Source organism: Nocardia sp. NPDC051570 (assembly GCF_044454005.1).
Classification (GTDB): Bacteria; Actinomycetota; Actinomycetes; order Mycobacteriales; family Mycobacteriaceae; genus Nocardia.
Window position 1 is genome coordinate 294834 of record NZ_JBITDI010000005.1, and the last position, 26468, is coordinate 321301.

A 26468-nucleotide genomic window follows, 5' to 3' on the forward strand; every position below is an offset into this window, starting at 1 on the left:
GCCCCTTATGCTCCCGGCATGCTTTTCGCCGGGATCACCAGATCCGGACGCGCTCCACCGGATCGAGGTAGAGCGCATCGCCCGGCTGCACGCCGAAGGCCTCGTGGAAGCCGTCGAGGTTGCGGACGACGCCGTTGCAGCGGAACTCCGGCGGGGAATGCGGGTCGACGGCGAGGCGGCGGATGGCCTCCTCCTTGCGGGCCTTGGTGCGCCAGACCTGGGCCCAGCCGAAGAAGACGCGCTGCAGGCCGGTGAGGCCGTCGATCACCGGCGGTTCGGCGCCGTCGAGGGAGATCTTGTAGGCCTGCAGGGCGATCGACAACCCGCCGAGGTCGCCGATGTTCTCGCCGATGGTGAATTCGCCGTTGACCTTATGGCTATCGCCCAGATCCTGCGGCGAGAACTGGTTGTACTGCTCGATCAGCGCCTTGGTGCGCTGACCGAATTCCTCGCGGTCGGCATCGGTCCACCAGTCGATCATGTTGCCGTCGCCGTCGTATTTGGCGCCCTGATCGTCGAAGCCGTGCCCGATCTCGTGGCCGATGACCGCGCCGATGCCGCCGTAGTTGGCAGCGTCGTCGGCGTTCATATCGAAGAACGGCGGCTGCAGGATCGCGGCGGGGAAGACGATCTCGTTCATGCCCGGGTTGTAGTAGGCGTTGACCGTCTGCGGGGTCATGAACCATTCATCGCGATCCACCGGACCGCCCAGCTTGCGCACATCGCGATCGTGGTCGGCGGCATAGCCGCGGCGGTAGTTGCCCACCGGATCGGCCGGATCGATCTGGAGCGCGGAGTAGTCGCGCCAGGTATCGGGATAGCCGATCTTGGGCGTGAACTTCTCCAGCTTGGCCAGCGCGGCCTGCCTGGTCTCGGGACCCATCCAGTCCAGATCGGCGATATTGCGGCGGTAGGCCTCGGTCAGGTTGGCGACCAGCTGTTTCATCCGCTCCTTGGCCGCGGGCGGAAAGTGCTCGGCCACATAGATTTTGCCGACCACCTCACCCAGCAGATCCTGTACCAGCGAGACGCCACGCTTCCAGCGCTCGCGGTTCTCCTGCGCGCCGGTCAACGTGCGTCCGGCGAAGTCGAAATGCTCCTCGACCAGGGCCGCGGTGAGATACGGTGCGCGCGAGCGCAGCACCCGCCAGGTGGCCCAGGCCCGCCAATCCTCGAGCGGTTCGGCGGCCCACAGCTGGGCGAAGGTGCGCACGTAATCCGGCTGGCGCAGCACCAGTTCGGCGAACAGTTCCGTGCCCGGACGATCGGCGCCCTCGGCGAGGGCGGAAGTCCAGGCGGTCCAGTCGAATTCCGGATTCTCGGCGGCCAGCGCCTCGAATGTGGTGAGGTTGTAACTCAATTCGGCGTCGCGGCGGCGGACCACATCCCAATGCCCGGCCGCCAGCTTGCGCTCGAGCTCGAAGACCCGCTGCGGATCGTCGTCGATACCCGCCAATGCGAACATGCGCCCGATATGCTCGATGTACTTGGTGCGGATCTCCGCGTAATCGTCGCTGCGATAATAGGATTCATCGGGCAGTCCGATACCCGACTGGGTGGCGTGCACCAGATAGCGCTGCGAATTCTTATCGTCGGTGTCGACGTAGAGCATCAGCGCACCGCCCACGCCGATGCGCTGCAACCGGCCCAGCAGGCCCGCGAATTCGCCGTGCTCGCGCACCGCCCGGACGGCGGCCAGTTCCTCGGCGATCGGGGTCAGCCCCGCCGCCTCGACCGCCGCCTCGTCCATGAAGCTGGCGTAGAGGTCGCCGACCTTGCGCTCATCACTGCCCGGTGCGGCAGCCGAGGCCGCCGCCCGCTGGATGATCGTCTGGACATCGAGTTCGGCCCGGTCGTACAGCTTCCGGAAGGCGCCGTCGACCGCCCGGTCGGCCGGTATCGCGTAGTCGTGCAGCCACTTCCCGTTGACGTGCGCGAACAGATCGTCCTGCACCCGCACGGCATCGTCGCGGTGGGTCAGATCGAGGCCGGAGGGAGTCGTCACATCGGAGGTCACGCAGTCCAGTATGCCGACGATCCCGGCTGCGCCGGGAACATGCGGAACCTCTGGACCGGGAACATGCGGAACCTCTGGATCGGATCCCTAGCGGATCCGCGCGGGATCGCGGTCGAATTCGCCGTCGTGGGCTCCGGCCACGAAGGCCGCCCATTCGGCGGGGGTGTAGGTGAGCATCACCTCGCGGTGACGCAGGGTGGTGTGGCCGTCGTTCGCGGTGTGTGCGGTGAGTTCACCGGCGATCACCGCGCGGTAGCGGACCATGGCGAGGAAGGACATCCATTCGGTGGCGGTCACGGTGATGACGGGCTCGTCTTCGGGGCGGTGGACCGGATTGCGCCGGAACTTACTGTCACGGATGAGCACCGCATCGCCCTCGAACCGGACCTCGACACATTGATTGCCGTTATTGGTACGGGTCGACGTGAACCAGCCGGTGACCTCCGGCCGATATCTGGCGGTGGTTGGCATGGGCAGATTTTACACGCGGGCGTACTTGCGAATCAGCGCCAATGTCTCAGTGCGACTGAGGGATTGGTCCAGTGCGCGGACATATGCGAACGCCAGATCGCGCACCTGTTCGGGATTGTCGACCGCACCGCCGAATACCGCGCTCTCCGCCCAGGCGAAGGTCGGCAGGCTGGCGGCGGCGAAATCCAGCAGGTGGAAGCTGGATCCGCCCAGGATGGCCCCCGCCGGAGCGGTGAACGGAATCACCCGTAGCTTCACCGAATCGAGCTCCTCGAGCAGATCGGCCAGATATTCCAGCTGACCGCGCAGCACCCCCGGACCGCCGAGCTGCTGCAGCAGCGTCGCCTCGCCGACCACGGCCGTCAACTCCACTCGCTCGGATCCGCGCAGTCGCTGCTGACGTCGCATGCGCACGGCCACCAGCTGTTCCACCTGCACCGGGCGGATCATGACGTCCGCGCTGATCAATGCCCGGGCATAGGCCTCGGTCTGCAGCAGACCGGGAATCACCAGGCTGTCGTAGCTGCGGATGCTCTCCGCCCCGTACTCCATGCCGTAGTAGCGCTGCAGTTCCGGACCGATCAGCGCCGAGGACTTGGTCCACCAGCCTCGATCCTTACTGGCCGCGAGCAGACCCAGCAGTTCGTCGCGCTCCTCGTCGGGCACGTCCAGCAACGCCAGCACCGGACCGATCGTATTGACGGTGAGAACCCGTCGACCCTTCTCGACATGCGACCAGTTGGCCGGGGTGAATCCGGCACGTTTGGCGAAGGTGGCCGAATCGAATCCCCGTTGCTCACGCAATTCACGCAGGCGCAGAACCAATTCCCACCGGGCGACCGTTGGCGAGAGGGGTGCCATGCACGGTCATGCTACGCCGCGGGAATCTCCGGCGTGTGACTATTGTCATCCGCATTACCCGACGATACGGTCTGTGCATAACCGCTTCACGCCGACTACCCCGAATGAGGTTCGCCGTGAACATGCTGGGCCCACCATGAGCACCGCGTCGTACGCCGCCGTGCAGGAGGCGCTCGAACGCTGTCGCCGGTATCGCAAGGAGAACGCCCTCTACGGCGTAGTCCAACCCGCGTTGGGCCGAATCATGTTGGAGGTCGGGCCGGTCGGGGCCGTCACGATGCCCGCCGTGCTCGGACATCGGGTCCGCGAACGCCTCGCCGCGTACGGTCCGATCATCGGACATCCGCGCTCGGCGCGCTGGACCTTCCTGACCGGACATGTAGACGAATCGGGTCAGGATATGAGCGTGGTCGCCGAGCTGATCGGTCTGGGTGCCGCACTCGCGCTGCCCGGCACCCGCATCGTGCTGCCGTCACCGGCCGACGAGCGTACGGGCTATCGGGTGTGGATCGACATGCCCGCGGATGCGCTACGACCGACGTTCGGTGAGGTCGTGGCGATCACCCGCGGGTGCCGGACGCATTAGTTCGTGGGCTGCGGGCTCGGGGTGACGCTGTACTTGTTCTCCAGCGTCTGATTCCAATCGCGTTGGCACTGGTCGATCTTCGACTGACTCCCGCCCGCCTTGTTCACGCAGTCGAGGAAGTCCTTACCGCCGTTGTTGACGAAGATGTTCACGCCGATGGCCGTGATCACGATCGCGGCGATCAGGCCCAGCAGGCTCAGCACCAGACCGGCGATGGCCATTCCGCCGCCCGCGGCGGTTCCCTTGCGGGACTTGACCAGCGCGATGATGCCGAAAACGAGGCCGACCAGGCCGAACAGGATGCCGCCGATGATCGTCCAGCAGCTCAGCAGCGCGAGGATGCCCAGCACCAGCGCCGTGACGGCCAGCCCCCTGCCCTTCTGCTCCTGCCAATAGGGCTGGCCGGGTTGCGGATACGAACCCGGTGGGGGATACGAACCCGGCGGCGGGGGCGGGTACTGGCCGGGCGGGGGAGTCTGCCCGGGCGGCGGGTATTGGCCGGGAGGCGGATTCTCCGTCATGGCTGTCCTCTCGTTGACCCCGGGTGATATGCCGGGTTTCGATGCGCCTGTGGAATGTTATTGCGCACCGAGCCGCGCGTGCATCTCCCACACCAGGATTTCCGACGGCAGATTCGCGGTGATCCGCTGACCACCACTTCGGGCCAGCCGCACCGCATCGCCCTCGTAGAGGGTGCCGACCCCGGCCATATCGATCTCGCCACGCGCGACGAACAGGTGGAGATAGGGCGCCTCGGGCAGTTCCACCGGCGGGCCCGACTCACCGGGCATGCGCGCGACATGCAGCGCGGCATGGCTGCTGTTGATCGCGATCGCGGTCCGGTCGCGATAGCGCGGTAAACCCGAGGCCACCGTCACCAGACCGCCCCCGGCCAGCTCGTCGTCGACCTCGAGCTGCTGATATCCGGGCGACAGGCCGGGCTCGTCGGGCACCACCCACATCTGGACGAAGTGCACGGGATCGGCGTGTTCGGTCGTGCCGGGGGACATCCGCCACGCGTCGTTCTTCTCCGAGTGCAGAATTCCGGTGCCCGCGCTCATCCGCTGCGCCAGACCCGGATAGATGATCCCGCTGTGCCCGAGCGAATCCTGGTGCACCAGTGATCCACTCAACACCCAGGTCACAATCTCCATATCGCGGTGGGGATGGGTGTCGAAACCCTGTCCGGGAGTGACAATGTCCTCGTTATTGACGAGCAACAGGCCGTGATGGGTGTTTTCGGGATCGTAGTGCTCGCCGAACGAGAACGAATGCTTCGAATCCAGCCACGCCACACGGGTTTTCATGCGGTCACCGCCACGATGGACATCGATGTGTGGTGTCGTGAGTGTGGACACCGTGGTCCTCCTCTCGGGCCGAGCACCGATCATCCTTCAGGGTAGGAGCACCTCCCGCACCGGACCCTGAATTCCTAGTAAATTCTAGCCCGGAGCCCCACCGGCCCCGGACCCGGCGATCGCGGTCCGGCTAGCGTGGGGTTCGGACCCGGCGGTACGGCGGTGGCAAATGCCCGGCGCCGCGCCGTCTCGGCGCGGGCGTCCCGCGACTCGAGCCCCGCCGGTACACCGCCCGTATCATGATGTGCCGCAACCCGAACCGGAGGTGAATCGCCGATGCGACCCGAAGTGCTGGCGGGCATCGAGCGCACCCTCCGGCAGCAGGCCGGCAGCGCGGGTATCGATCACTTCGTCATCGGCGTGGCCGTGTTCCGGGAACGAAAACTGCTGGTCGTACGGCGTGTCGCGGATGATTGGCACGGCGGGATGTACGAGCTGCCCGGCGGCGGTGTCGAACCCGGGGAATCGTTCGCCGACTGTGCGGCGCGAGAGTTGTTCGAGGAGACCGGTTTGCGGGTCCGCCGCATCGTCGATGTGGTCGGCGGCTTCGATTACGCGACCCGCACCAAGGCCCGGGTGCGCAAGTACAGCTTCGTGGTCGAGGCGGAACCCGGCGAGGTATCGCTGGCGCCGGGCGAACACGACGCGTTCCGCTGGATCGATGCCGCGGAGCTGGCCGGTCTGCCCATGGCGCCCGATATGCGCGAGACGGTGTCCGCACTGGTGACCGCGAAGTCAGAGCACTGAGATGACCGACCAACGCCGCGATACGCGGCGCGCGGCCGCGGCGGCCGTGCTGCGCAGCCCGGGGATGGCGCGGCTGGCGCTGGTGCGGTTCGCGGGGCAATTCGGCGACGGCATGTTCCAGGCGGCGCTGTCGGGGGCGATTCTGTTCAATCCGGAGCGCGCGACCGATCCGCTGGCCATCGCGGGCGGATTCATCGTGCTGCTGCTGCCGTATTCGGTGATCGGACCGTATGCCGGGGCGCTGCTGGACCGCTGGGATCGGCGGACCGTGCTGCTGGTGGCGAATGTGGCGCGGGCGGTACTGATCGCGATCACCGCGGCGGGCCTGCTCGGCGGCATGACGGATACGCCGCTGCTGCTGTTGGCGCTGGCCGTGGTCGGGATCAGCCGCTTCGTACTGGCCGGGGTGTCGGCGGCGCTGCCGCAGGTCGTGGCGCAGCGGTGGCTGGTGCCGATGAATTCGGTGCTGGCGACCGCGGCCTCGGCCTGCGCCGGACTGGGCGCGGCGACCTCGGTCGCGATCATCGGCGCGATCGGTTCCGGCGATATCGCCTCCGCGGTGGCGGTGGCGGTCAGCGCGTCCGGATCGGTGATCGGCGCGGTGGCCGCGGCGGGATTCGGCGCCCGCATCCTCGGCCCCGAGCCGGGGGAGGGCGCGCCGACCAGTTCGCTGCGCGCGATCATGACGGGCCTGCGCACCGGCGCCCGGGCGGTCTGGGATTCGCGGGAATGTACGACCGCGATGATCGGCATCGGGGTGCATCGGATCGTGTTCGGCGCCAACACCCTGCTGATGGTGCTGGTGTTGCGGCGGACATCGGGTAGCGGCGTCTCGCTGAGCAGCGGCCTGGTGGGATTCGGGGTGGCCATCACCGCGGTCGCCTCGGGCATGCTGGCCGCGGCCGTGATCGCGCCGCTGCTGATTCCGCGGCTCGGCCGCCCGCGCACGGTGGTGGCCGGGCTGCTGACCGCGATCGTGGTGGAGCTCGCGCTGGTCACCCCTATCACGATCGCGACCGGCGCGGCCGAGGGCCGGGCCCATCATCTGCTGCTGGTGGGGGCGTTCCTGCTCGGTCTGGCCGGACAGACCATCAAGTTGACCGGCGATGCCACCATGCAGATCGATATCGATGATTCGCGGCGCGGACAGGTCTTCGCCCTGCAGGACACCGTCTTCAACATCACCTTCGTGCTGGCGATCGCGGTGACCGCGCTGGTGATCCCGATCGATGGGCGATCGCTCGGGGTGGTGCTCGCGGGTGCGGTGATCTACGGAGTGGGTATCGCGGCCATCGCGGCGAATACGCGCCGGCGGACCATCACTCGCTGAGCGGTTCGGCCCAGGTGCCGAGGCCGTCCGGATCGGTGAAGTAGTGGTCGAGGACGCCGTCGTCGTCGAAATCGAGTCGGACCGCGTCGAATACACCGTGCCGGCCAGCTCCAGATCGGCGGGCGAGGACCACGGACGGCTCCCCTCAGGTTCCCCATCGGCCTGCGAACCGGCATTTGCGTCGTTTAGATTGAATCGGGCGATTTCTAGTAGAGATATGCGGTTCGATTGTGCTTGTTCGATATCAGAAGGCTTGTTTACCAGCGCTTTTCGGGATTCTGCTGAGCGGTGTGGTGGCGCTGCCCGCACCCGCCGCGCCCGCGCCGTGGGCTCCCCTGCCCGTGAACGGCTGCGGCGAAACGGGATTCGACCCGCGGGCGCGCGAACCGGATCCGCACGCACCGCCGCCCGGACTGCTACCGCCCCGCATCAACATTCCGGTGCCCGTGCCGCAGATCGTTCCCGTCCCGATTCCGGGACCGCCGCCGAACGACACTCGCATCGAATCGGCACCGCTACCCGCCGACCCCTGCCAGAACCCCTGTCCCGATATCCGGGACTCCGCCGATACGCCCGCGCCGCCCATCGATTCCGGGACGGGATCGGGTGTGGGGCAGCTCAACCTGCCGAACATCTCCGTTACCCCCGATATCGAGCCGATTCCCATTCCAGTCCCCGGCGGCCCACCGCCCGCGCCGCAACCGCCACCGCCGCCGGTCGTCAATCCGGCCGAACCCGGGCCGCTCGCCGCGCCCGTCGCGCCGCGGCGCGTGGAATCGGTCGATCTGGTCAATCAGGTCACCGGGCACGGCTCCACCAATCGCACCGATCTGCGCTGGCAGGTCGACGGCACCGATCTGGGCATCATGTGGGAGAGCGCGCCCGGGCGCATCGCCGTGGCATTCGGCGATACCTTCGGCACGGGCTGGACGCCCGGCGGGCCCATGGGTGTCGAACAGGATTGGCGCAGCAACGTTCTCGGGTACAGCACCGAACACGATCTGTCCAAGGGTCTGGTCCTCGACGATATGGTGCAGGACAGCCGCTGCCACGCGGCCGAACTGCTGGACAGCCGCAAGATCAAGAACTTCGAGACCACGGTGATCCCCACCTCCGGCTTCGCGCTCGGCTCCCGGCAGTATCTGAGCTATATGTCGGTCAACCGCTGGAGCCTGATCCCGGGCATGTGGTGGACCAACCGCGGTGGCCTGGCCTATTCCGACGACGGCGGCAGCACCTGGGTCAAGGATCAATACGCCCAGTGGGACAACATGTTCGGCGTCGACCGCTTCCAGGTGACGACGATGGTCCCGCACGGCGACTACGTCTATATGTTCGGCACCCCGAACGGCCGGGTCGGCACGATCGGATTGGCCCGCGTGCCCCTGGGCGAGGTGTTGAACAAGTCGGCCTACCAGTACTGGGTGGACGGCACCTGGGCGCCGGCCGAGGAGAACGGCGCGACACCGCTTTTCCCGGGTATCGCGGGCGAGCTGTCGGTGCGCTACGACGAGTCCAGCGGTCAGTGGCAGATGATGTATCTGGATCCGACCCGGCACGCGATCGTGCTGCGCACGGCGGCCGATCCGCAGGGCGCGTGGACCGACGGCACGGTCCTGATCGATACCGACGACTATCCGAAGGCCTACGGCGGATTCATCCATCCCTGGTCGACGGGGCGGGATCTGTACTTCACCATGTCGGCCTGGGACAGCTACAACGTGTATCTGATGCATGCGACGCTGGATCAGCCGAATCCGTGATCAGCAGGGATAGACCTGGACCTCGGTAGCCTTCACCGCGAAGTACACCGGCAGGCCCGGCGTCAGGCCGAGTTCGGCCACCGCGCTCGGCGTCAGATCCGCGACGATCCCCGCACCGCCGTCGGGCCGATCGACCGCATGCACGCGGATGCTGCCGCCGCGATCGGTAAGTTCGGCGATCTCGACGCGAAAGACGTTGCGCGGACTGCCCGTCGGCCGGTCGCGATGCACGGCCACCGCGGCGGGGGAGAATACGGCCGCCGCCCGCCCGCCCTCGGCCCAGTCGCCCACCCGCCGCCCGTACACCAGGTCCGCACCGCAGCGGACCGTACCGAAATCGGCCGGATCCCGCTGCGCCGCACCGCCCGAACCGTCCGCCGCCTCGGCGGCATGCCCGGACCCGGGCATATCGAGCCGCCGCCCAGCGGTACTCGCATCAGCCGCGTGATCGAGCTGCCCCCCAGCGGTACCCGCATCGGCCACGTGATCGAGTCGCCGCCCAGCGATACCCGCGTCAGCCACGGGATCGAGCTGCCGCCCTCCGGTACTCGCATCGGCCACGTGATCGAGTCGCCGCCCAGCGGTACTCGCGTCGGCCACGGGATCGAGTCGCCGCCCAGCGATACCCGCGTCAGCCACGTGTCCGATGAGGAGGTTGACACCGGCGATCCGGGCGGCGAAGGCGCTGCGCGGGCGTGACAGCACGGTGGTGACGGGTCCCTGTTCGGCGATGCGGCCCGCTTCGAGCACGACGACCCGGTCGGCCAGGGTCAGCGCGTCGACGATGTCATGGGTCACCAGAATCGCGCTCGGGCCCTTGCTGTTTCGCTCCGGATCGCGCAGCACCCGGCGCAGCAGGGTGCGCATCGCGGGGGCGGTGGCCACGTCGAGGGCGGCCATGGGTTCGTCCAGCAGGATCAGCTCGGGATCGACGGCCAGGGCGCGGGCCAGGGCGACCCGCTGCGCCTGACCGCCGGACAGTTCACCGGGACGCCGGTCGCGCAGGGCGAGCGCGTCGACGGCCCGCAACCACTCCCGGGCGATATCCCCTGCCGCGCGCCTGCCCATTCCGCGGCTGCGCGGGCCGAAGGCCACGTTGGCGGCCACCGACAGATGGGGGAACAGCAGGGCATCCTGGGCGAGCATGGCCACGCCGCGCCGATGCGGCGGCACCTCGATGCCGCGGGCCCGATCGATGAGCATCCTGTCGCCCAGGCGGATTCGGCCCTCATCGGGGCGGATCAGCCCGGCCACCAGCTCGAGCACCGTCGACTTGCCCGCGCCGTTGGGCCCGAGCAGGGCCAGCACCTCACCGGGCGCCACCGCCAGCTCGATATCGACGTCGCGCTCGGTGAGCCGCACCGAAACCTGCAGTCCCGCGGGATCGTTCACGCCCGCTCCCGCCGTTCCGAACCACCCCAGCGCCATAGCCCGCCCGCCCAGTCGCGACCCTCGGCCACACCCACGCGGCGGTAGGCGACCAACACGATCACCACGGCGAACAGCACCAGCAGCAGCGATAACGCCACGGCCGCATCCGGATCGTTCTCGCGCTGCAGATAGATCTCGAGCGGCAGCGTGCGGGTGCTGCCCTGCAGACTGCCCGCGAAGGTGAGGGTGGCGCCGAATTCGCCGAGTGAGCGGGCGAAGGCCAGCACCGAACCCGAGATCAGCGCGGGGCGCAACAGCGGCACCGTAATTCGCCACCAGACCGTGTTCGGGCCCGCGCCGAGGGTGGCCGCGATCCGTTCGTAGCGGTCACCCGCGGTGCGCATCGCACCCTCGAGCGTGATCACCAGGAACGGCAGGGCGACGAACGCCTCCGCGAGCACAACGGCGGTGGTACTGAAGGCGATTCGGGCGCCGAGCGCCTCGAGGTGACGGCCGACCAGGCCGTAGCGGCCGAACAGATACAGCAGCGCCATACCGCCCACCACCGGCGGAAGTACCAACGGCAGCAGGACCATTGCCCGCAGCACCGGCAGAACGCGCCACCGCAGCCGCGCCAGCGCGACGGCCATCGGCACACCCATCACCACACACAACCCGGTGCTGGCCACGGAGGTTTTGAGGCTGAGCCACAGGGCGGCCCGCGAGGCGTCCGAGGTCACCAGCGCGAAGAAATGCGACCACTGCACCGCGCCGGTGAGTGCGAGCAGCGGCCCGGCCACGAAGGCGAAACCGACCGCCGCGGGCAGCAGCAGCCAGCGCGGCACGCCGGTGCCGGGTGCGCGACCCAGCACCCGCCGCACAAGATCGAAACCTGTCGGCCGCGAAGGGTTCTCACCCACGCGCATCAGGTTTCACGTGAATCATCGCCGAGGCTCACGGTGCGCCGAAGCCCGCAGTGGCCAGCGCGGCGCGGCCGTCCGGTCCGGTGATCAGGGTTTCGAAGTCGTGCGCCAGCTGGGCGTGCTTCGAATCGGCCACGGCCGCGATGGGATAGGTGTTCACCGCGCCCGAGGATTCCGGGAACGCCACGGTGGTGACCTTGTTTCCGGCGCCCGAGGCGTCGGTGACATAGACCAGACCGGCGTCGGCCTCGCCGGAGGTGACCTTGGCCAGGACGTCGGTCACGGCCGATTCCTCACTCACCGGTTTGAGCGGGATATGCGCGGCACTGCTCACCTTCTGGGTCGCCGATCCGCACGGCACCTGCGGGGCGCAGACCACCAGGCGCAGGCCGGGCTGGTTCAGATCCGCCAGGGTCGCAATGTGTTTCGGATTACCGGGCGGGGTCACGATGGTGAGCACGTTGGTCGCGAAGTTCTCCGGCTTCTCGGTGATGCGCCCGGTCTTGACCACCTTGTCCATATTCGCGGTATCGGCCGAGGCGAAGACGTCGGCGGGGGCGCCCTGATTCAGCTGGGCGGCCAGATCCGAGGATCCGAGGAAGGAGAAGGTGACCTTCGTATTCGGATGGGCCGCCTCGAATTTCGTGCCGAGGTCGGCAAAGACCTTGTTCAGCGAGGCCGCGGCGAAGACGGTCAGGGTGGTCTTGTCACCGCCGCCGGAATCCTGGGAACCGCAGCCCGCCAGCGCGGCCGTCAGGGCCGCGGCGGTCAGGACGGTCGCGATCCGCTTCATGCCGACGGCGTTTCCACGACCACGGTTGTCGCCTTCACGCTCGCCACCGCGACGCTGCCCGGCTCCAGGCCGAGCGCGGCCACCGATTCGCTGCTCATCAACGACACGACTGTGAACGGACCGCATTGCATCTCCACCTGAGCCATCACCCCGTCGACCACCACTCGAGTGACCAGTCCGGGGAACCGATTACGTGCCGAACTGGCACTGCCCAGCCGGGTCCGCGGCGTCCGCGCGTGTTCGGCGGCCAGGGCGGCTAGCTCCCCGCCGTCGATCACCAGGCGTCCCGAATCATCCTTCTGCGCGTCGAGCGCACCGGTATCGATCCAGCGACGCACGGTGTCGTCGCTGACGCCGAGTAGTTCGGCGGCGTCACGGATCCGCAAGCTGGGCACGAGCAGCAGCATAGAACCGCATACTCGGACGAACAACGTGCGAACATCCGAATCTGCGGATCGAATGGCCGCTTCTTCCGGAGGAGTCGCCAACACGGACCGGCGAATCAGCCCCCGGCCAGTACGCTCGAACCAATCATGGCCACGTATTTCGACCCCAAGTCCTGGTTCACCTGGTTGGACCCGGTGGCGGATCTGGGTGCGGGAACCGTCACCGCACTCATGCCGGATGTGCTGATGACGCTGCTCAGCGAGGGGATTCTGCGCCAGTTCGGCGGGCGGGAGGTCGGCGCCACACTGCTCGGCCACGAGATGACGGCCACGCTGACGACGCTCAAGGTGCGCCGCCGCGGCGCCCACTTCCAGGCCAAGACGGTGCTGACCGGATTGCTGTGGAACGGTCATCCGATCGAGGAGGTGACCGTGATCGCGCATGGCGTGCGTCTGATTCCGGGCATGCCGACCCGGGTGCGGACCAGCTCACTCGATATCACCGGCACCGTCACCACCGCGGCCGTGACGAACTGGCTCAACGACGGGCACCCGGCCTGGGAGCTCGGGGTCGCCTCCGACGGCCTGATCACCGCGCGGCATCGCCGCCGACGACTCCGCGCCCGGGTGGATGCGGCAGTGGGCGACAACCTGCTCACCGTCGCCGTCCACCGGGCCCACTGGCTGGGCATTCCCGTACCGCGCCGCTGGGTGCGCCCGGCCCCGATCCCGCTGACCGATCTGCCGAAGAACATCCGCATCGTGCGCGCCGACCGCCAGGCCGACCGCATCGCGTTCCGCATCGAAATCCCGGACATCACAGGCTCATTCGATCTGGCACAGATCCGGGCGGCCATCGTCGCGGGGACGACCCTGATCATCTTCTAGTCCGGCGCGCCCTTGTTCCACCACTCGAGCAGCGCCGCCTCGGCGTCGTCCCGGCTGAGCGGGCCGTGGTCCAGGCGCAGCTCCTTCAGATGACGCCATGCGCGGCCGACCTCGGGGCCCGGCGGAAGACCCAGCAGTTCCATGATGGCGTTGCCGTCCAGATCCGGACGGACCCGGGCGAGGTCCTCCTGCTCCTGCAGGCGGGCGATGCGCGTCTCGAGATCGTCGTAGGTGGACTGCAATTGGGCGGCGCGGCGCTTGTTGCGGGTGGTGCAGTCGGCGCGGACCAGTTTGTGCAGCAGGGGGAGGAGCTCACCCGCGTCGGTGACGTAGCGGCGCACGGCCGAATCGGTCCACTGCCCCTTGCCGTAGCCGTGGAAGCGCAGGTGCAGATACACCAGCCGGGCCACATCCTCGGTGAACTGCTTCGGATACTTCAAGGCGCGCAGGCGCTTTCGCACCATCTTCGCGCCGACCACCTCGTGGTGGTGGAAGCTCACCCCGCCGCCGGGCTCATTGCGTTTGGTGGGCGGCTTGCCGATGTCGTGCAGCAGCGCCGCCCAGCGCAGTACCAGATCCGGATCGCCCTGCTCCTGATCGATGGCCTGGCGCAGCACGGTCAGCGAATGCTGGTAGACGTCCTTGTGCTGATGATGTTCGTCGATCTCGAGCTGCATGGCGGGCACCTCGGGCAGTATCCGCTCGGCCAGCCCGGTCTCGCAGATGACATCGATGCCCTCGGTCGGATGCAGCCCACCGATCAGCTTGTCCAGTTCGGTGTGCACCCGCTCGGCGGTGATCCGATCGATCTCGGCCGCCATGGCCGTGATCGCCGTGAGCACCCGCGGGGCCAGCCGGAAACCCAGCTGCGCGACGAACCGCGCCCCGCGCAGCATGCGCAGCGGATCGTCGGTGAACGAATCCTCCGGCGCCGCAGGCGTATCCAGGATCCCGTCGAGCAGCGCGGCCATGCCATCGAGTGGATCGACGAATTCGAGTTCGCCCAGCGCCCCGATCCGAACGGCCATCGCGTTGACGGTGAAGTCGCGGCGCACCAGATCACCCTCGAGGCTGTCGCCGAAGGTCACCTCCGGATTGCGCGAGATCCGGTCGTAGGAATCGGCGCGGAAGGTGGTGATCTCGAGCTGCCAGCCGGATTTCGACGCACTGACCGTGCCGAACGCCAACCCGCCGGTATCCCAGAGATTGTCGACCCACCCTCGCACGATCTCGAGCACCTGCTCGGGCCGCGCATCGGTGGTGAAGTCCAGATCGGTACCCAACCGCCCGAGCACCGCATCCCGCACACTGCCACCCACGAGATACAGCTCATGCCCCCGAGCAGCGAACATCTCCCCGAGCGGGGTCAGCACATCCGACAACCGCCCCACGGTGATCGCCGCCGCGGCGAGCAATCGGGTACGACGGTCGTTCTCGGACTCGGAGTTCGGCGGCACCACAGAGATGCAGCTTAGTTGGTGTAACCCCCACCACTGACGCCGCACCGAACACCCCACAACGACACCGAACCGAACCACCTGACAACAGCCCATCAACGACACGCCCGACCCACCCCCAGCCCAAACCCCAAAGGGTTTGCGGCCGGCTCGTCGTTTCGAGGCCGTCGCGCAAGTGACGAAGGAGCAAGCGACGGCCTCGAAACGACGAGCCTCAGGGCCGCAAACCCCGCCGCGACGAAGGAGCGGCTAATTAAACACAGCTAAACTGGCGCGGTGTCTCCGGCCGATCGCGCGAACAGTCGCCGCCGCCAGCCCCGGCGCCGCGGATCGGCCGGGAGCTCTGCGGACAATCCCAAGAACAAGAGCAAACCGCGCATGCGCACGGTGCGCGAAACCTCCGCGGGCGGCCTGGTGGTCGACGGCCTCGACGGCCCGCGGGATAAGCGCTGCGCTGCCCTCATCGGACGCACCGATCGCCGCGGCCGGCTGCTGTGGTCACTGCCCAAGGGACATATCGAAGAGGGCGAGACGGCCGAGCAGACCGCGGTCCGCGAGGTCGCCGAGGAGACCGGGATCAACGGCACGGTCGTGGCCGAGCTGGGCAGCATCGACTACTGGTTCGTGACCGACGGCCGCCGGGTACACAAGACCGTGCATCACTATCTGATGCGCTCGCTGGGCGGGGAGCTCTCCGACGCCGATGTCGAGGTCACCAAGGTCGCGTGGGTTCCGCTCGGTGAACTCGAATCGCGCCTGGCCTATGCCGACGAACGGCGTCTCGCCGAGGTCGCGAACCGCCTGATCGACCGGATGGAGAACGGCAAACAATGACGCGTGCGGGGCGCCATCTGCGCCGCCTGGTGCCGATGTTCGTCGCGTTGGCGCTGGCGGTGCTCTCCGGATCGGCGGCGACACTCGCCGGACCGGCCGCCGCGCAGCCCTCGAACGGCACCGGCTCCTCCAGACCCGAATTCCTCAAGCTCACATTGGATTCGGTCAGCCCGAACACGGTGACCACCACCAGCGACGCCATCCTGACCGTCGCCGGAACCATCACCAATATCGGCGATCGGCCGGTCGAGGACATCATCGTGCGCGTTCAGCGCGGGGCGGCCATCGGCACGGGCAGCGGTCTGCGCTCGACCCTGCGCCAGGACGAGCTGAACTACAACGTCTCCAGCCCGTTCCAGGACATCGCCGACCGCCTGACGCCCCTGCAGCGCAAATCGTTCACCCTGCGGGTGGCCATCCGGGCCGGGGCGCGCGGGGTGAGCGGCAGCGCGCCGGTCACCTCCTCGCTCGGTATCACCGATCCGGGGGTCTATCCGCTGCTGCTCAATGTCAACGGCAAACCCGACTACGGCCAACCGTCCCACCTCGACGACGCCCGCTTCCTGCTGCCCGTATTGGGCCTGCCCGCGCTGTCGACCGGCGCCGACGCCAAAGACGATGCGGGACAGCCCGTTCCCGCGCCGACGGACGCGCCGGTGGCGATCACGACGATCTGGCCGCTGGCCGATCGCCCCCGATTGATGGGCGGTGTCACCGGACCACTGAAGAACGGTCGAGCGGTGCTGACCGACGACGATCTGGCGGGCGAGTTGAAGCCCGGCCCGGGCCGCCTCGATCAACTGCTGGCCGCCCTCGAATCGGTCCTGCGTCCGGAGACCGGTCGCGATCCGGCACGGCCCGGCCTGGCCGCATCGCTCTGCCTGGCGATCGATCCTGATCTGCTGCTCACGGTCTCGGCGATGACCGAGGGATATCAGGTGCTGGACAGCCCCTCCGATCCGTACGGCCCGACCCATGACGGCACGGGCACGGCCACCGCCAAGGCGTGGCTGGATCGGCTGCGCTCGATCGCGCCCCGAATATGTACTGTCGCATTGCCGTTCGCACAGGTCGACCTGCCCGCGCTGGCCGCCGTGCATGATGCGGATCTGACCGCGCGCGCGATCGACGCGCCCGCCGATATCGTGGATTCGCTGCTGCCGGTCCGATCGGTGCGCGGTGTCGCCCTGCCCGATCCGGGCAGTATCGATGCCGATGCGGCCACCCTGCTCGCCGGGCACGGCTATCACACCGCGATACTCGCCGATACCGCCGTCACGACGGCCGAAACCCGCAGTACCGCCACCGGAGTCGACGGCACCGTACGCAATACCGCCGCGATGGCCGCCGAGAACGATTCGGCCACACCCGAAATGGTGCGGCTACCCACGATCACGCCGCCCGCCACGCCGGGCACGCCCACCGCGCCGCCCCCGGCCGAACCCGGAATGAAGGCCGCCACCTTCGATATCTGGCCGGCGACGGCGCTGGCCGCGGTAGGCGCCAACCCGCAAACGCCCTCGTTCACACCCAAGCGGGTGCGCTACCCGGTGGCCATCGACTCCAGGACGGCACGGCTGCAGGACGCCCTCGGCGCGGTGTCGTGGTCGGCGCTGAATCCGCAGGCGGGTGGTCCGCGATCGCTGCTGCTGATGCCGCCGCAGCAGTGGTGGCCCAGCCGCGACGAGGCCACGGCGCTGCTCAGTCAGCTCGATCTGCTGGTCCGCAATGGGCTGGCCGCCCCGCGCCCGTTCACCGAACTCCTTGCCGTGCCGCCGGATCCGCGCCCGTACGACCTCGACTATCTGTCCGGCGTATCCGAGGTGGCGGTGCCCGATCAGTTCATCGATCCGATCCGCGAGCAGGACAAGCGCATCGCGGATCTGCTGTCCGCACTGGTGGACGTGCCGCAGCAGGAACCGACGCCGCGGGATTACCTCACGCCGCTGCGCGACGATCTGGTGCGGGCGCTGACGCGGTCGGATCGCAACAACCCCGACTCGCAGACCGATACGGTCGCGCAGCGACGGCTCGATCAGAACAAGCGCACGATCGACACGCTGTACGGCAAGGTGACCGTGCTGCCACCGGGTGGGGTGTACACCCTGGCCTCGGAGAAGAGCCCGCTGCTCTTGGTGGCGCGCAACGATCTGCCGGTGGCGATCGGCATCAAGTTCCGGATCGATGCGCCCCCCGAGACGAACATCACCGATATCGGCCCGCAGATCCTGCCCGCGGAGGGTACCCGGTCCTTCCAGATTCCGACCGAGGTCACCGACAGTCGCGACCTGGCGATTCCGATCTCCCTTACCACACCGGACGGCGTCGCGCTCGGGAATGCCGTATCGGTAAGAGTGCGGTCCAACGCCTACGGTCAGGCGTTGGCGATAATTACCGCATGCGCCGGTGCATTGCTGCTCTTGCTCGCCGGTCGCCGTCTGTGGCGTCGGTTCCGGGGGCAGCCGGATCCGGCCGACGAGGGGTTGGACCCCGGGACGCGCCGCAGGGTCAACCGATACCTGCGAGCGCGACTACGGGTCCTGCAGCGACAGGAGAGACCATGAGCGGCGATCACGGCGCACGTCCGGCCGAGGCGGCGATAGTGGTGAACCTCCGGTCGCCCGGAGATCGGGAGGCGCGGTGAGTGACTACGACGCCCCCAGACCGAACGGGCCGGGCGAGGACCATTCGGCCCCGCGCCGCGCACCGGCCGCCCCGTGGGAACGCGGCCCGCGCCCGGCGCAGGCCGACGGCCCACCCGTCGACGAATCACCGCAGCCGCCCCGGCCGCCGCTGACCGGCCCGATCCCGCGAGTTTCCCCCGGCACTCGAGTTCCGCCCGCCGGCCCGCCACATCGCCTCCCGCCCAACGTGCCCGGCCGCCCCGGCCCCGCCAGCGACCCGATGCGACCGCTACCGCCCAACGGCACGAACCAGATGCCCGGCGGCGCCATGCGACCCATGCCCCCGAACCAAGCGCCCCCGAGCGCCGCCATGCGCCCGGTACCTCCGAACCAAGCGCCCCCCAGCGGCGCCATGCGACAGGCCCCGCCGGGCGGACCGAATCAGGCACCGCCCAGCGGGGCGATGCGACAGGCCCCGCCGAACCAAACGCCGCCCAGTGGCGCCATGCGGCGGGTCCCGCCCGGCGGACCGAACCAGGCACCGCCCAGCGGCAGCATGCGGCCGGTCCCCCCGGGCGGGCCGAATCAAGCGCCGCCCAACGGTGCCATGCGACCGGCGCCCTCCGGCGATCCGACGCATCAGGCCTCGATCCACGGACCACGACAGGCGGCACCGCCCAGCGGCCCGGTTCGCCGGGTTCCGGGGGGCGTGAACCAGGCGCCGCCGAGCGGTTCCGCGCGTCCGGTCCCGCCCCGGCAGGCACCGCCGGACGGCTGGCCGGATGAGCCGCCGCGCGGCGCACCGCCCGCGGGCCGCCGACCGGCCCCGCCCGATCACGCGTATCCGCCCGGCCCGCCGAGCGGACCCCTGCAACAGGTACGCGCCCCGCGGCCGTTACCCCGGCATCTGCCCGGCACCGAGCCCGCCGCCCGGCGGGCCGGACGCTCGGCGCCCGCGCGGACGGCCCAGCAGGTCGCGGTCGCGGAAAGACCGCAGGGCTCGACCTCGCGCCTGCTGAACGCCTCGGGTTCGATCGCGATCGCCACTCTGATCAGCCGCGTCACCGGCTTCGGTAAACAGCTGCTGCTACTCACCGTGCTGGGCCCCGCGATCGCGAGCGCGTTCACTGTCGCCAGCCAGATCCCGACCATGGTCGAACAGCTGGTGCTCGGCGCGGTGCTGACCGCATTCGTGGTGCCGACCCTGGTGCGGGCCGAGAAGGAGGATGCCGACGGTGGCGTCGCCTTCGTGCGGCGGTTGATCACCATGGCGTTCGCGGTCCTCGCGACGGCCGCGTTGCTGTGTACCGCGGCCTCCCCGCTGCTGATCAAGTACGTCTTCCTGTCCGACAGCGGCAAGGTCAGCACCGGATTGACCACGGCCCTGGCCTTCCTGCTGGTGCCCGCGATCCTGTTCTACGGCCTGTCGTCGCTGCTGATGGCGATCCTGAACACGCACGAGATCTTCAAACCGGGCGCGTGGGCGCCGGTACTGAACAACCTCGTGGTCCTGCTCGTGCTCGGGCTGTACGCGCTGATGCCGGGGGAGATCAGTCTGGATCCGGTGCGGATGGGCGAGCCCAAACTGCTGATCCTGGGCCTGGGTGTCACGCTGGGCGTCTTCGTGCAGGTGGCCAGCCTGCTGCCGCCGATTCGGCGCGCGGGCATCGATATCCGGCCGCTGTGGGGTGTCGACGAGCGGCTCAAGCAGTTCGGCGGCATGGGCGCGGCGGTCATCCTGTACGTGCTGATCAGCCAGGCGGGCTTCGTCTTCGGCACCCGGGTGTCCTCGCACGCCGATGTCGCGGGTCCGGCGATCTACCAGAACGCCTGGCTGCTGCTGCAGCTGCCGTACGGCGTGCTCGGCGTGACCCTGCTGACCGCGATCATGCCCCGGCTCAGCCGCAACGCCGCCTCGGACGACACACCGGCGGTCGTCGACGATCTGTCGGTCGCGACGCGGCTGACCATGATCGCGTTCGTCCCAGTGGTCACCTTCCTGACCATCGCCGGACCGCAGGTCGGTCAGGCGCTCTACGGCTACGGCCATTTCGGCGGCTCCGACGCCAGCCGGCTGGGCGAGGCGGTCAGCTGGTCGGCCTTCACCCTGATTCCCTACGCGCTGGTGCTGATTCACCTGCGGGTGTTCTACGCGCGCGAACAGGCCTGGACGCCGACCTGGATCATCCTGGGCATCACCGTGGTCAAGATCGCCCTGTCGGCGCTGGCGCCCGTGCTGTTCTCCGAGGATCACGTCGTGATCGCGCTCGGCGTGGCCAACGGGCTGGGCTTCGTCGCGGGCGCGATCATCGGCGGCTGGCTGCTGCATCGCAGCCTCGGCGATCTGCGGATGGCCAATGTGGGTCGCACGGTCACACGTGTGGTGCTGGCCTCGGTCGCGGGCGCGGCGGTGACGCTGATCGTCGAGCAGATCCTGGGATTGTCGCGTCTGCACAGCGGGATCGGGTCGATCTTCCGCGTCGGTCTCGACGCCGTCGTCATGTTCGGCGTCGCCTTCGGCCTCATGAGACTGGCCGGGGTTCCGGAGATCGTCGCCATCACCGTCTCGCTCTCGCGGCGTCTCGGAATCACCCCGCCCGCACCGGATCTGGGTCTCGACGGCGGGTCCGAGTCGGATGTCCAGGCGACCACGCTACTGCCGCGGCCCGAACTCGATACCCCGTACTACTACCGTTACGACCCGTACATGGACGCCCAGACCATGGTGCTGCCAGTCATCCGACCAGGCATAGTTGACCGCACCGGCATGGGCGAGTTCCCGTACCCTGTTCGGCAGAGAAATGCAAATACCGGAGAAGGCTCTCGCGAGGACGCCGAGACCGGTATGCGCGAGCCGAATTACGGCCGGACCGGCGTCGAGCCGGGTACTGTGCCGCCATCTCGGACTTCGATGTACCAGGGCGAAGGAGGAACGAAGGTGAGCGACCATGCGGCGGGGGGCGTCCCGGCCGCCGATGCTGCTGCCGAGGCAGCAGGTTCAGTCCGCACCGACGACGTCTCGCCCGAACAGGTGACCCCGGCCGATCACGCCGAGGACACCCAGGGCGACGACGGCGACCAGCACGCGGAGCAGGGCGATACGCCCTCGCCCGCCGGACCGGATCGACCGGCGCGCGATCAGAGCTACGACACCGGCATGCTGCCGGTCGCGTCGCCGGAGATGCCACCGATGCGGGTCGAGCCGCCCAATAAGCGAACGCCGCGCGGTCCCAAGCTGATTCCGGGCGCGTCGGTGGCCGGTGGGCGATATCGGCTGCTGGCCGGGCACGGCGGCGCGCGTGGGCTGAAGTTCTGGCAGGCCCTGGACGTGAAGCTGGACCGCGAGGTCGCGCTGACCTTCGTCGACGCCGATCAGAAGGCCTCCGACAACGCCGGGCACGATGGGCCGCAGGCGATCCTGTCCCGCACGCTACGGCTGGGCCGGATCAACTCCCCGGGCCTGGCGCGCGTGCTCGACGTGGTGCGCGGCAGCTCCGGCGGCATCGTGGTGGCCGAGTGGACGCCCGGTCGATCGCTGCGCGAGATGGCCGAGACCGTGCCGTCGCCGATCGGTGCGGCGCGCGCGATCCGGGCCCTGGCCGCGGCGGCCGAACTGGCCCATCGCGGCGGTGGCTCGCTCTCGATCGACAATCCCGACCGGATCCGGATCAGCGCCTCCGGCGATGCCGTGCTGGCCTTCCCGGGCACGCTCGCCGATTCGGACGCGCAATCGGATGTGCGCGGTCTCGGCGCGATGCTGTACGCGCTGATCACCGCGCGCTGGCCGATCCGCACCGGTGGCGCCACGGCGACGGTCGGCGGGCTACGCCCGGCCGATTTCGGCCCGGACGGCACCCCGATCGAACCGCGCCAGATCCGCCCCGAGGTTCCGTTCGAGATCTCCGCGGTCGCGGTGCGCTCGCTGGAATCGAATAAGGGCGTCCGCACCGCCGCGACCGTGCAGCATGTGCTGGAACAGGCGTCGGTGGTCGATCAGAAGACCGATTTCATTCCGGTGCTGCGACTGGGCCAGCGGGCCCCCTCCGCACCGGACGAGTCGCTGGCCGATCCCGAACTGCTGGCCGCCGAGCGCGAGCGCTCGCAGCGGATGATGTGGATGCTGGTCGGCCTGGGCGTGCTCGCGGCCCTGGTCGTCGGCGTGATCATCTGGTGGCTGCTGAGCGTCTTCGCACCCAGTTCGTCCGAGGCGCCGCTGGACGAGCAGCGCAAGCTGGGCCTGACCACGGCCAATGTGGCCCCACAGGAACCGACCGCGGGAACCTCGTCCTCGGCGGCGCCGCCCGCGGCCGGAGCCCCGATCCCCGTGACCGCCGTCTCGGTCTTCTCGCCGGAGGGCACTCCCGACGGCACCGGCACCGTCAACGCGGTCACCGGCAACGATCCGACCAAGGTCTGGCGGACCGATCAGTACCGCCAGCAATTCCCCGCCTACAAGCAGGGCTTGGGGATCCTGGCCACGCTCGGCAGCCCCAGCAGGCTGAGCAAGGTCACGATCACCTCGCCCAGCCCGGGGACGGTGGTGGAGATCCGCACCTCGCCGACCGCCTCGCCCACGATCGATCAGACCCAGCTCGTCGGCCAGGCCACCCTGGCCGACGGCAGCACCGATATCGCCGTGCGGGCCGACCAACCGGCCCGCTACGTGCTCGTCTGGATCACCGCATTGGCGGACCGCGGCGGCCAGTTCCAATCCTCGATCGCCAGCATCCGATTCGAAGCGGCGCCCTGATTCCCGAACAGTCTGGTTGCTAGCGATTCGTTCCAGCCGATATGATCCACAGCGCGCTCTCAGCAGGGGAGCTTCCTGGGATCTGGTGCTTCGGTCCTGGATGACGCGGAAAGATGCGGCGATGTCCCGTCCGTGGGCCGGTGCCGCCGTGAGCGCTGATCCTAGGGGTTTGTGTTGTCGTCTGAAGCGGTCGAACGATCCAGTGGGGGGTCCTCCGAGTCGCTCACCGTCCGGCACCGCTCGTTCGGGCTGGGCGAGGCCACCGACCGTCAACTACTGGACGCCCACGCCACGGGCAATCCACATGCCTTCGCCGTGCTGTTCCGTCGCCATTACGACCATCTCTGGCAGGTGGCCCTGCGCACGTCCTACACCGCCGAGGACGCCGCCGATTCACTACAGGACGCACTGCTGTCGGCACATCGCAACGCCGCCGGCTTCCGCGGCGAGGCCGAGGTCCGCAGCTGGCTGCATCGCATCGTGGTCAACGCGTGCCTGGATCGCATCCGGCGCAACAAGTCGCGCGCGAGCGTGTCACTGTCCGATGAGACCGTGGCCGAGCCGGCCGTGGAGCGTGACGATATCGCGCATCGGGAGACGTCGATGGTGGTCGACGCCGCGCTGTTCACGCTGCCCGCCGATCAGCGCGCCGCGTTGGTTGCGATCGATATGGAGGGGTATACCGTAGCGGAGGCGGCACAGCTGCTCGGCGTTGCCGAGGGCACGATCAAGAGCCGGTGTGCCCGCGGCCGCAAGCGGTTGAAGCAGGAGCTGGGATTCCTGCGCAACCCTGGGAACCGGATGTAGTCCAGATGCGTCATTACTAGAGACGGACGAAAACACTCGTCGTACGCGTAGCCCCCATCCTCGATGGGTAGTACGGATACCGAATACGTGAGGCCCGACCCGGAGAGGCGATGGACGACAAGGGCGAAGCCACCGCACGGCGGCGCCGGCCCGGGGCACGGGATGGCGGACAGAATTCAGGAGGTGCGATGGCAGCGCGCTCGATGCCGCAACCGCCCTTCTCCACGGATCTGCTCGCCGATCTGCATGCCGACAACCTGCCGCCCGAACTGTCCGAACAGCTGTGGCCCCAGGTCCGCGAGGACCCTCAGGCGCTGAACTACCTGCGCGATCTGGACGATGTCCAGTGCCAGCTGCGCATGCTCACCAACGATTCCCGCGTCTTCCATCCGATGCCCGGCCCCGTCAGCGCCCGCCTCGACCGACTGCTGGAGGATCTGTCCCGCCCCACGCCCTCCGATGAGCATGTGGCGACCGTGCATCACCTCCCGGTCACCGCACCGCAGCCGCGCTCCGAACCCGCCGACGCGCCCCCGAGCACCCGTCCCATGCCGCTGGTGGAGGCGCTCGAGCCCGATGAGCCCATCCGCCTGGATGGGCGCCGCTCCCGCCGCCTGCGCTGGCTCACCGCCGCCGCGGCGGCCGTCGCCGTGATCGCGGGCTCCCTGGTCGCCGTGGACGCCGTGCGCGGTAAGGACACCCCGCCGAATGCCTTGCCCGCCAAGCCATCTCCCACCGTGGCCCTCGACGAGGGCGATATGTCCACCGGGATGATCCTGAGCGCCATGGGCCGCCACGACGTGACCGGTCCGCTGTCCTCCACCGCCGCCCTGACCAGCTGCGCGGCCGCCGCGATTCCGGGCCGTCAGATTCTCGGCTCGATGAATGTGACCTACGCCAAACAGCCCGCGGTCCTGATCCTGCTCACCGGCCCCCGCGCGCCGAGGATCACCGTCCTCATCGTGGGAACCGGTTGCCGCACAGGGGATCCGCAGATCCTGGCGACCCAGGACATCGGGGGCTGACCGACCGAGCCCGGTGTTCGGGGAACAACAGCGTTTACCCTGTTGTTGACTGACACGCCAGTTGACGAACCTCTTCGGAAGGGCCCCATGAGTACGCCTGTTCGCGATCTGATCATCGTCGGCTCCGGCCCGGCCGGCTATACCGCTGCCGTCTACGCCGCCCGCGCCGAACTCGAGCCGCTGCTGTTCGAGGGCACCCAATTCGGTGGCGCCCTGATGACGACGACCGAGGTGGAGAACTTCCCCGGATTCCGCGACGGCATCATGGGCCCCGATCTCATGGAGGAGATGCGCGAGCAGGCCAAGCGCTTCGGCGCGGATATCCGCACCGAGGATGTGGATGCCATCGACCTGTCCGGCCCGATCAAGTCGGTCACCGTGGGCGGGGAGACCTATCAGGCCTACGCGATCATCCTCGCGATGGGCTCGGCCGCCCGCTATCTGAACGTCCCGGGCGAGCAGCGCCTGCTCGGCCGCGGTGTGAGCGCCTGCGCGACCTGTGACGGCTTCTTCTTCAAGGGCCAGGACATCGTGGTCGTCGGTGGCGGCGATTCGGCCATGGAGGAGGCGACCTTCCTCACCAAGTTCGCCGCGAGCGTCACCATCGTGCATCGCCGCGAGGAGTTCCGCGCCTCGCGCATCATGCTGGAGCGCGCCAAGGCCAACGAGAAGATCCGCTTCATCACCAACGCGGACATCCTCGAGGTGCACGGCGAGAGCAGCGTCACCAGCCTGACGCTGCGCGACACCGCGACCGGCGAGACCTCGGAACTGGCCGCGACCGGCCTGTTCGTCGCCATCGGCCACGACCCGCGCAGCGAATTGGTGCGCGGCCAGGTCGATCTCGACGATGAGGGCTACGTGCTGGTGCGGGATCCGTCGACCGCCACCACGATCGAGGGCGTCTTCGCCGCGGGCGATCTGGTCGATCACACCTACCGCCAGGCGATCACCGCCGCGGGCACCGGCTGCCGCTCGGCCATCGACGCGGAGCGCTGGCTCGCCGAGAAGGGCGACATCACCCGCAACACGCTCGACCACGCCGGCTAGCCGGTGGAAGTCACCGCCCACTGAACCACAGGAGTTCAACCATGTCCGACGTCACCAAGACCGTGACCGATGCAACCTTCGCCCAGGACGTATTGGCCAGCGACAAGCCGGTTCTCGTCGATTTCTGGGCGGACTGGTGCGGCCCGTGCAAGATGGTCGCCCCGGTGCTGGAGGAGATCGCCGCCGCCTACAGCGACAAACTCACGGTGGCCAAGCTCGACGCGGACGCCAACCCGACGACCTCGCGTGACTACGGCGTGCTGGCCCTGCCCACGATGATCCTGTTCGCCGAGGGCAAGGAGGCCAAGCGGATCGTCGGAGCCAAGGGCAAGGCCGCCCTGCTGCGCGAACTGGAGGGTGTCATCTGACGAGCGTCGGATGAATTCTCGCCGTAGTCGCGGCCGTTGCTTAAGTCTCAGCTGTAGCC

The 26468-nt window shown here is 68.6% G+C and carries 22 protein-coding genes and 1 pseudogene; 12 read left to right on the forward strand and 11 right to left on the reverse strand.

Features of this window, described 5'->3' with window-relative positions:
- Positions 1–34: 34 nt before the first annotated feature.
- The 3 genes from ACIA76_RS14750 to ACIA76_RS14760 all read right to left on the reverse strand — a co-directional run bounded on the left by ACIA76_RS14750 (position 35) and on the right by ACIA76_RS14760 (position 3349).
- Positions 35–2017, reverse strand: a complete 1983-nt coding sequence (locus tag ACIA76_RS14750; protein WP_397152302.1) for a M13 family metallopeptidase — start codon at positions 2015–2017, stop codon at positions 35–37.
- Between the two features lie 87 nt (positions 2018–2104).
- A complete protein-coding gene (locus ACIA76_RS14755) occupies positions 2105–2488 on the reverse strand; it encodes a DUF397 domain-containing protein (protein WP_397152303.1) in 384 nt (127 codons plus the stop codon).
- A 9-nt stretch (positions 2489–2497) separates the two neighbouring features.
- Positions 2498–3349 (reverse strand): helix-turn-helix domain-containing protein, encoded by an 852-nt coding sequence (locus ACIA76_RS14760; protein WP_397152304.1) that lies wholly within the window; start codon positions 3347–3349, stop codon positions 2498–2500.
- A 136-nt stretch (positions 3350–3485) separates the two neighbouring features.
- Between ACIA76_RS14760 and ACIA76_RS14765 the strand changes: the two genes are divergently transcribed.
- Complete coding sequence (locus ACIA76_RS14765; RefSeq protein ID WP_397152305.1) at positions 3486–3935, forward strand: hypothetical protein; 450 nt, start codon at positions 3486–3488, stop codon at positions 3933–3935.
- Here the strand turns inward: ACIA76_RS14765 and ACIA76_RS14770 are convergent.
- Positions 3932–4456: a DUF4190 domain-containing protein gene (locus ACIA76_RS14770; protein WP_397152306.1), complete on the reverse strand. Its 525-nt coding sequence runs from the start codon at positions 4454–4456 to the stop codon at positions 3932–3934. The two genes, ACIA76_RS14765 and ACIA76_RS14770, sit on opposite strands and share 4 nt — an antisense overlap.
- 57 nt (positions 4457–4513) lie before the next feature.
- Positions 4514–5293: a pirin family protein gene (locus ACIA76_RS14775; protein WP_397152307.1), complete on the reverse strand. Its 780-nt coding sequence runs from the start codon at positions 5291–5293 to the stop codon at positions 4514–4516.
- A 276-nt stretch (positions 5294–5569) separates the two neighbouring features.
- Between ACIA76_RS14775 and ACIA76_RS14780 the strand changes: the two genes are divergently transcribed.
- The gene (locus ACIA76_RS14780) at positions 5570–6040 is read left to right on the forward strand and encodes an NUDIX hydrolase (RefSeq protein ID WP_397152308.1); all 471 of its coding nucleotides are present in this window, start codon (positions 5570–5572) and stop codon (positions 6038–6040) included.
- A gap of 1 nt (position 6041) precedes the next feature.
- The gene (locus ACIA76_RS14785) at positions 6042–7370 is read left to right on the forward strand and encodes a hypothetical protein (protein WP_397152309.1); all 1329 of its coding nucleotides are present in this window, start codon (positions 6042–6044) and stop codon (positions 7368–7370) included.
- A gap of 10 nt (positions 7371–7380) precedes the next feature.
- On the opposite strand, the pseudogene ACIA76_RS14790 reads toward ACIA76_RS14785, so the two are convergent.
- Positions 7381–7484 (reverse strand): annotated as a pseudogene (locus ACIA76_RS14790) (pullulanase); the annotation flags it as partial.
- 176 nt (positions 7485–7660) lie between these two features.
- Between ACIA76_RS14790 and ACIA76_RS14795 the strand changes: the two are divergent.
- Positions 7661–9133: a DUF4185 domain-containing protein gene (locus tag ACIA76_RS14795; protein WP_397152310.1), complete on the forward strand. Its 1473-nt coding sequence runs from the start codon at positions 7661–7663 to the stop codon at positions 9131–9133.
- Here the strand turns inward: ACIA76_RS14795 and ACIA76_RS14800 are convergent, their stop codons facing one another.
- From ACIA76_RS14800 to ACIA76_RS14815, 4 genes are all read right to left on the reverse strand, one after another.
- Positions 9134–10561 (reverse strand): sulfate/molybdate ABC transporter ATP-binding protein, encoded by a 1428-nt coding sequence (locus ACIA76_RS14800; protein WP_397152311.1) that lies wholly within the window; start codon positions 10559–10561, stop codon positions 9134–9136.
- A complete protein-coding gene (locus ACIA76_RS14805; RefSeq protein WP_397152578.1) occupies positions 10522–11373 on the reverse strand; it encodes an ABC transporter permease in 852 nt (283 codons plus the stop codon). The genes ACIA76_RS14800 and ACIA76_RS14805 overlap by 40 nt, the downstream gene beginning before the upstream one ends.
- A gap of 85 nt (positions 11374–11458) precedes the next feature.
- Positions 11459–12220 carry a molybdate ABC transporter substrate-binding protein gene (gene modA, locus ACIA76_RS14810; RefSeq protein ID WP_397152312.1) on the reverse strand — a complete coding sequence of 254 codons (762 nt, stop codon included), beginning with the start codon at positions 12218–12220 and terminating at the stop codon, positions 11459–11461.
- The gene (locus tag ACIA76_RS14815; protein ID WP_397152313.1) at positions 12217–12615 is read right to left on the reverse strand and encodes a molybdopterin-binding protein; all 399 of its coding nucleotides are present in this window, start codon (positions 12613–12615) and stop codon (positions 12217–12219) included. The genes modA and ACIA76_RS14815 overlap by 4 nt, the downstream gene beginning before the upstream one ends.
- A gap of 138 nt (positions 12616–12753) precedes the next feature.
- Between ACIA76_RS14815 and ACIA76_RS14820 the strand changes: the two genes are divergently transcribed.
- Positions 12754–13494, forward strand: coding sequence for a hypothetical protein (locus ACIA76_RS14820; RefSeq protein WP_397152314.1), 741 nt, complete (start codon positions 12754–12756; stop codon positions 13492–13494).
- Here the strand turns inward: ACIA76_RS14820 and ACIA76_RS14825 are convergent.
- Positions 13491–14954, reverse strand: a complete 1464-nt coding sequence (locus ACIA76_RS14825; RefSeq protein ID WP_397152315.1) for a CCA tRNA nucleotidyltransferase — start codon at positions 14952–14954, stop codon at positions 13491–13493. The two genes, ACIA76_RS14820 and ACIA76_RS14825, sit on opposite strands and share 4 nt — an antisense overlap.
- A gap of 273 nt (positions 14955–15227) precedes the next feature.
- Between ACIA76_RS14825 and ACIA76_RS14830 the strand changes: the two genes are divergently transcribed.
- The 7 genes from ACIA76_RS14830 to trxA all read left to right on the forward strand — a co-directional run bounded on the left by ACIA76_RS14830 (position 15228) and on the right by trxA (position 26409).
- Positions 15228–15785 (forward strand): NUDIX hydrolase, encoded by a 558-nt coding sequence (locus ACIA76_RS14830; RefSeq protein ID WP_397152316.1) that lies wholly within the window; start codon positions 15228–15230, stop codon positions 15783–15785.
- Positions 15782–18349: a DUF6049 family protein gene (locus ACIA76_RS14835; protein WP_397152317.1), complete on the forward strand. Its 2568-nt coding sequence runs from the start codon at positions 15782–15784 to the stop codon at positions 18347–18349. The genes ACIA76_RS14830 and ACIA76_RS14835 overlap by 4 nt, the downstream gene beginning before the upstream one ends.
- Positions 18350–19118: 769 nt before the next feature.
- Positions 19119–23159: a lipid II flippase MurJ gene (locus ACIA76_RS14840; protein ID WP_397152318.1), complete on the forward strand. Its 4041-nt coding sequence runs from the start codon at positions 19119–19121 to the stop codon at positions 23157–23159.
- A gap of 249 nt (positions 23160–23408) precedes the next feature.
- Entirely contained in the window at positions 23409–23966 is a 558-nt protein-coding gene (sigM, locus tag ACIA76_RS14845; RefSeq protein ID WP_397152579.1) for an RNA polymerase sigma factor SigM, read from the forward strand.
- Between the two features lie 188 nt (positions 23967–24154).
- Positions 24155–24991: a hypothetical protein gene (locus ACIA76_RS14850; protein WP_397152319.1), complete on the forward strand. Its 837-nt coding sequence runs from the start codon at positions 24155–24157 to the stop codon at positions 24989–24991.
- Between the two features lie 87 nt (positions 24992–25078).
- A complete protein-coding gene (gene trxB, locus ACIA76_RS14855; RefSeq protein WP_397152320.1) occupies positions 25079–26041 on the forward strand; it encodes a thioredoxin-disulfide reductase in 963 nt (320 codons plus the stop codon).
- A gap of 41 nt (positions 26042–26082) precedes the next feature.
- Entirely contained in the window at positions 26083–26409 is a 327-nt protein-coding gene (trxA, locus tag ACIA76_RS14860) for a thioredoxin (protein WP_397152321.1), read from the forward strand.
- Positions 26410–26468: the final 59 nt, after the last annotated feature.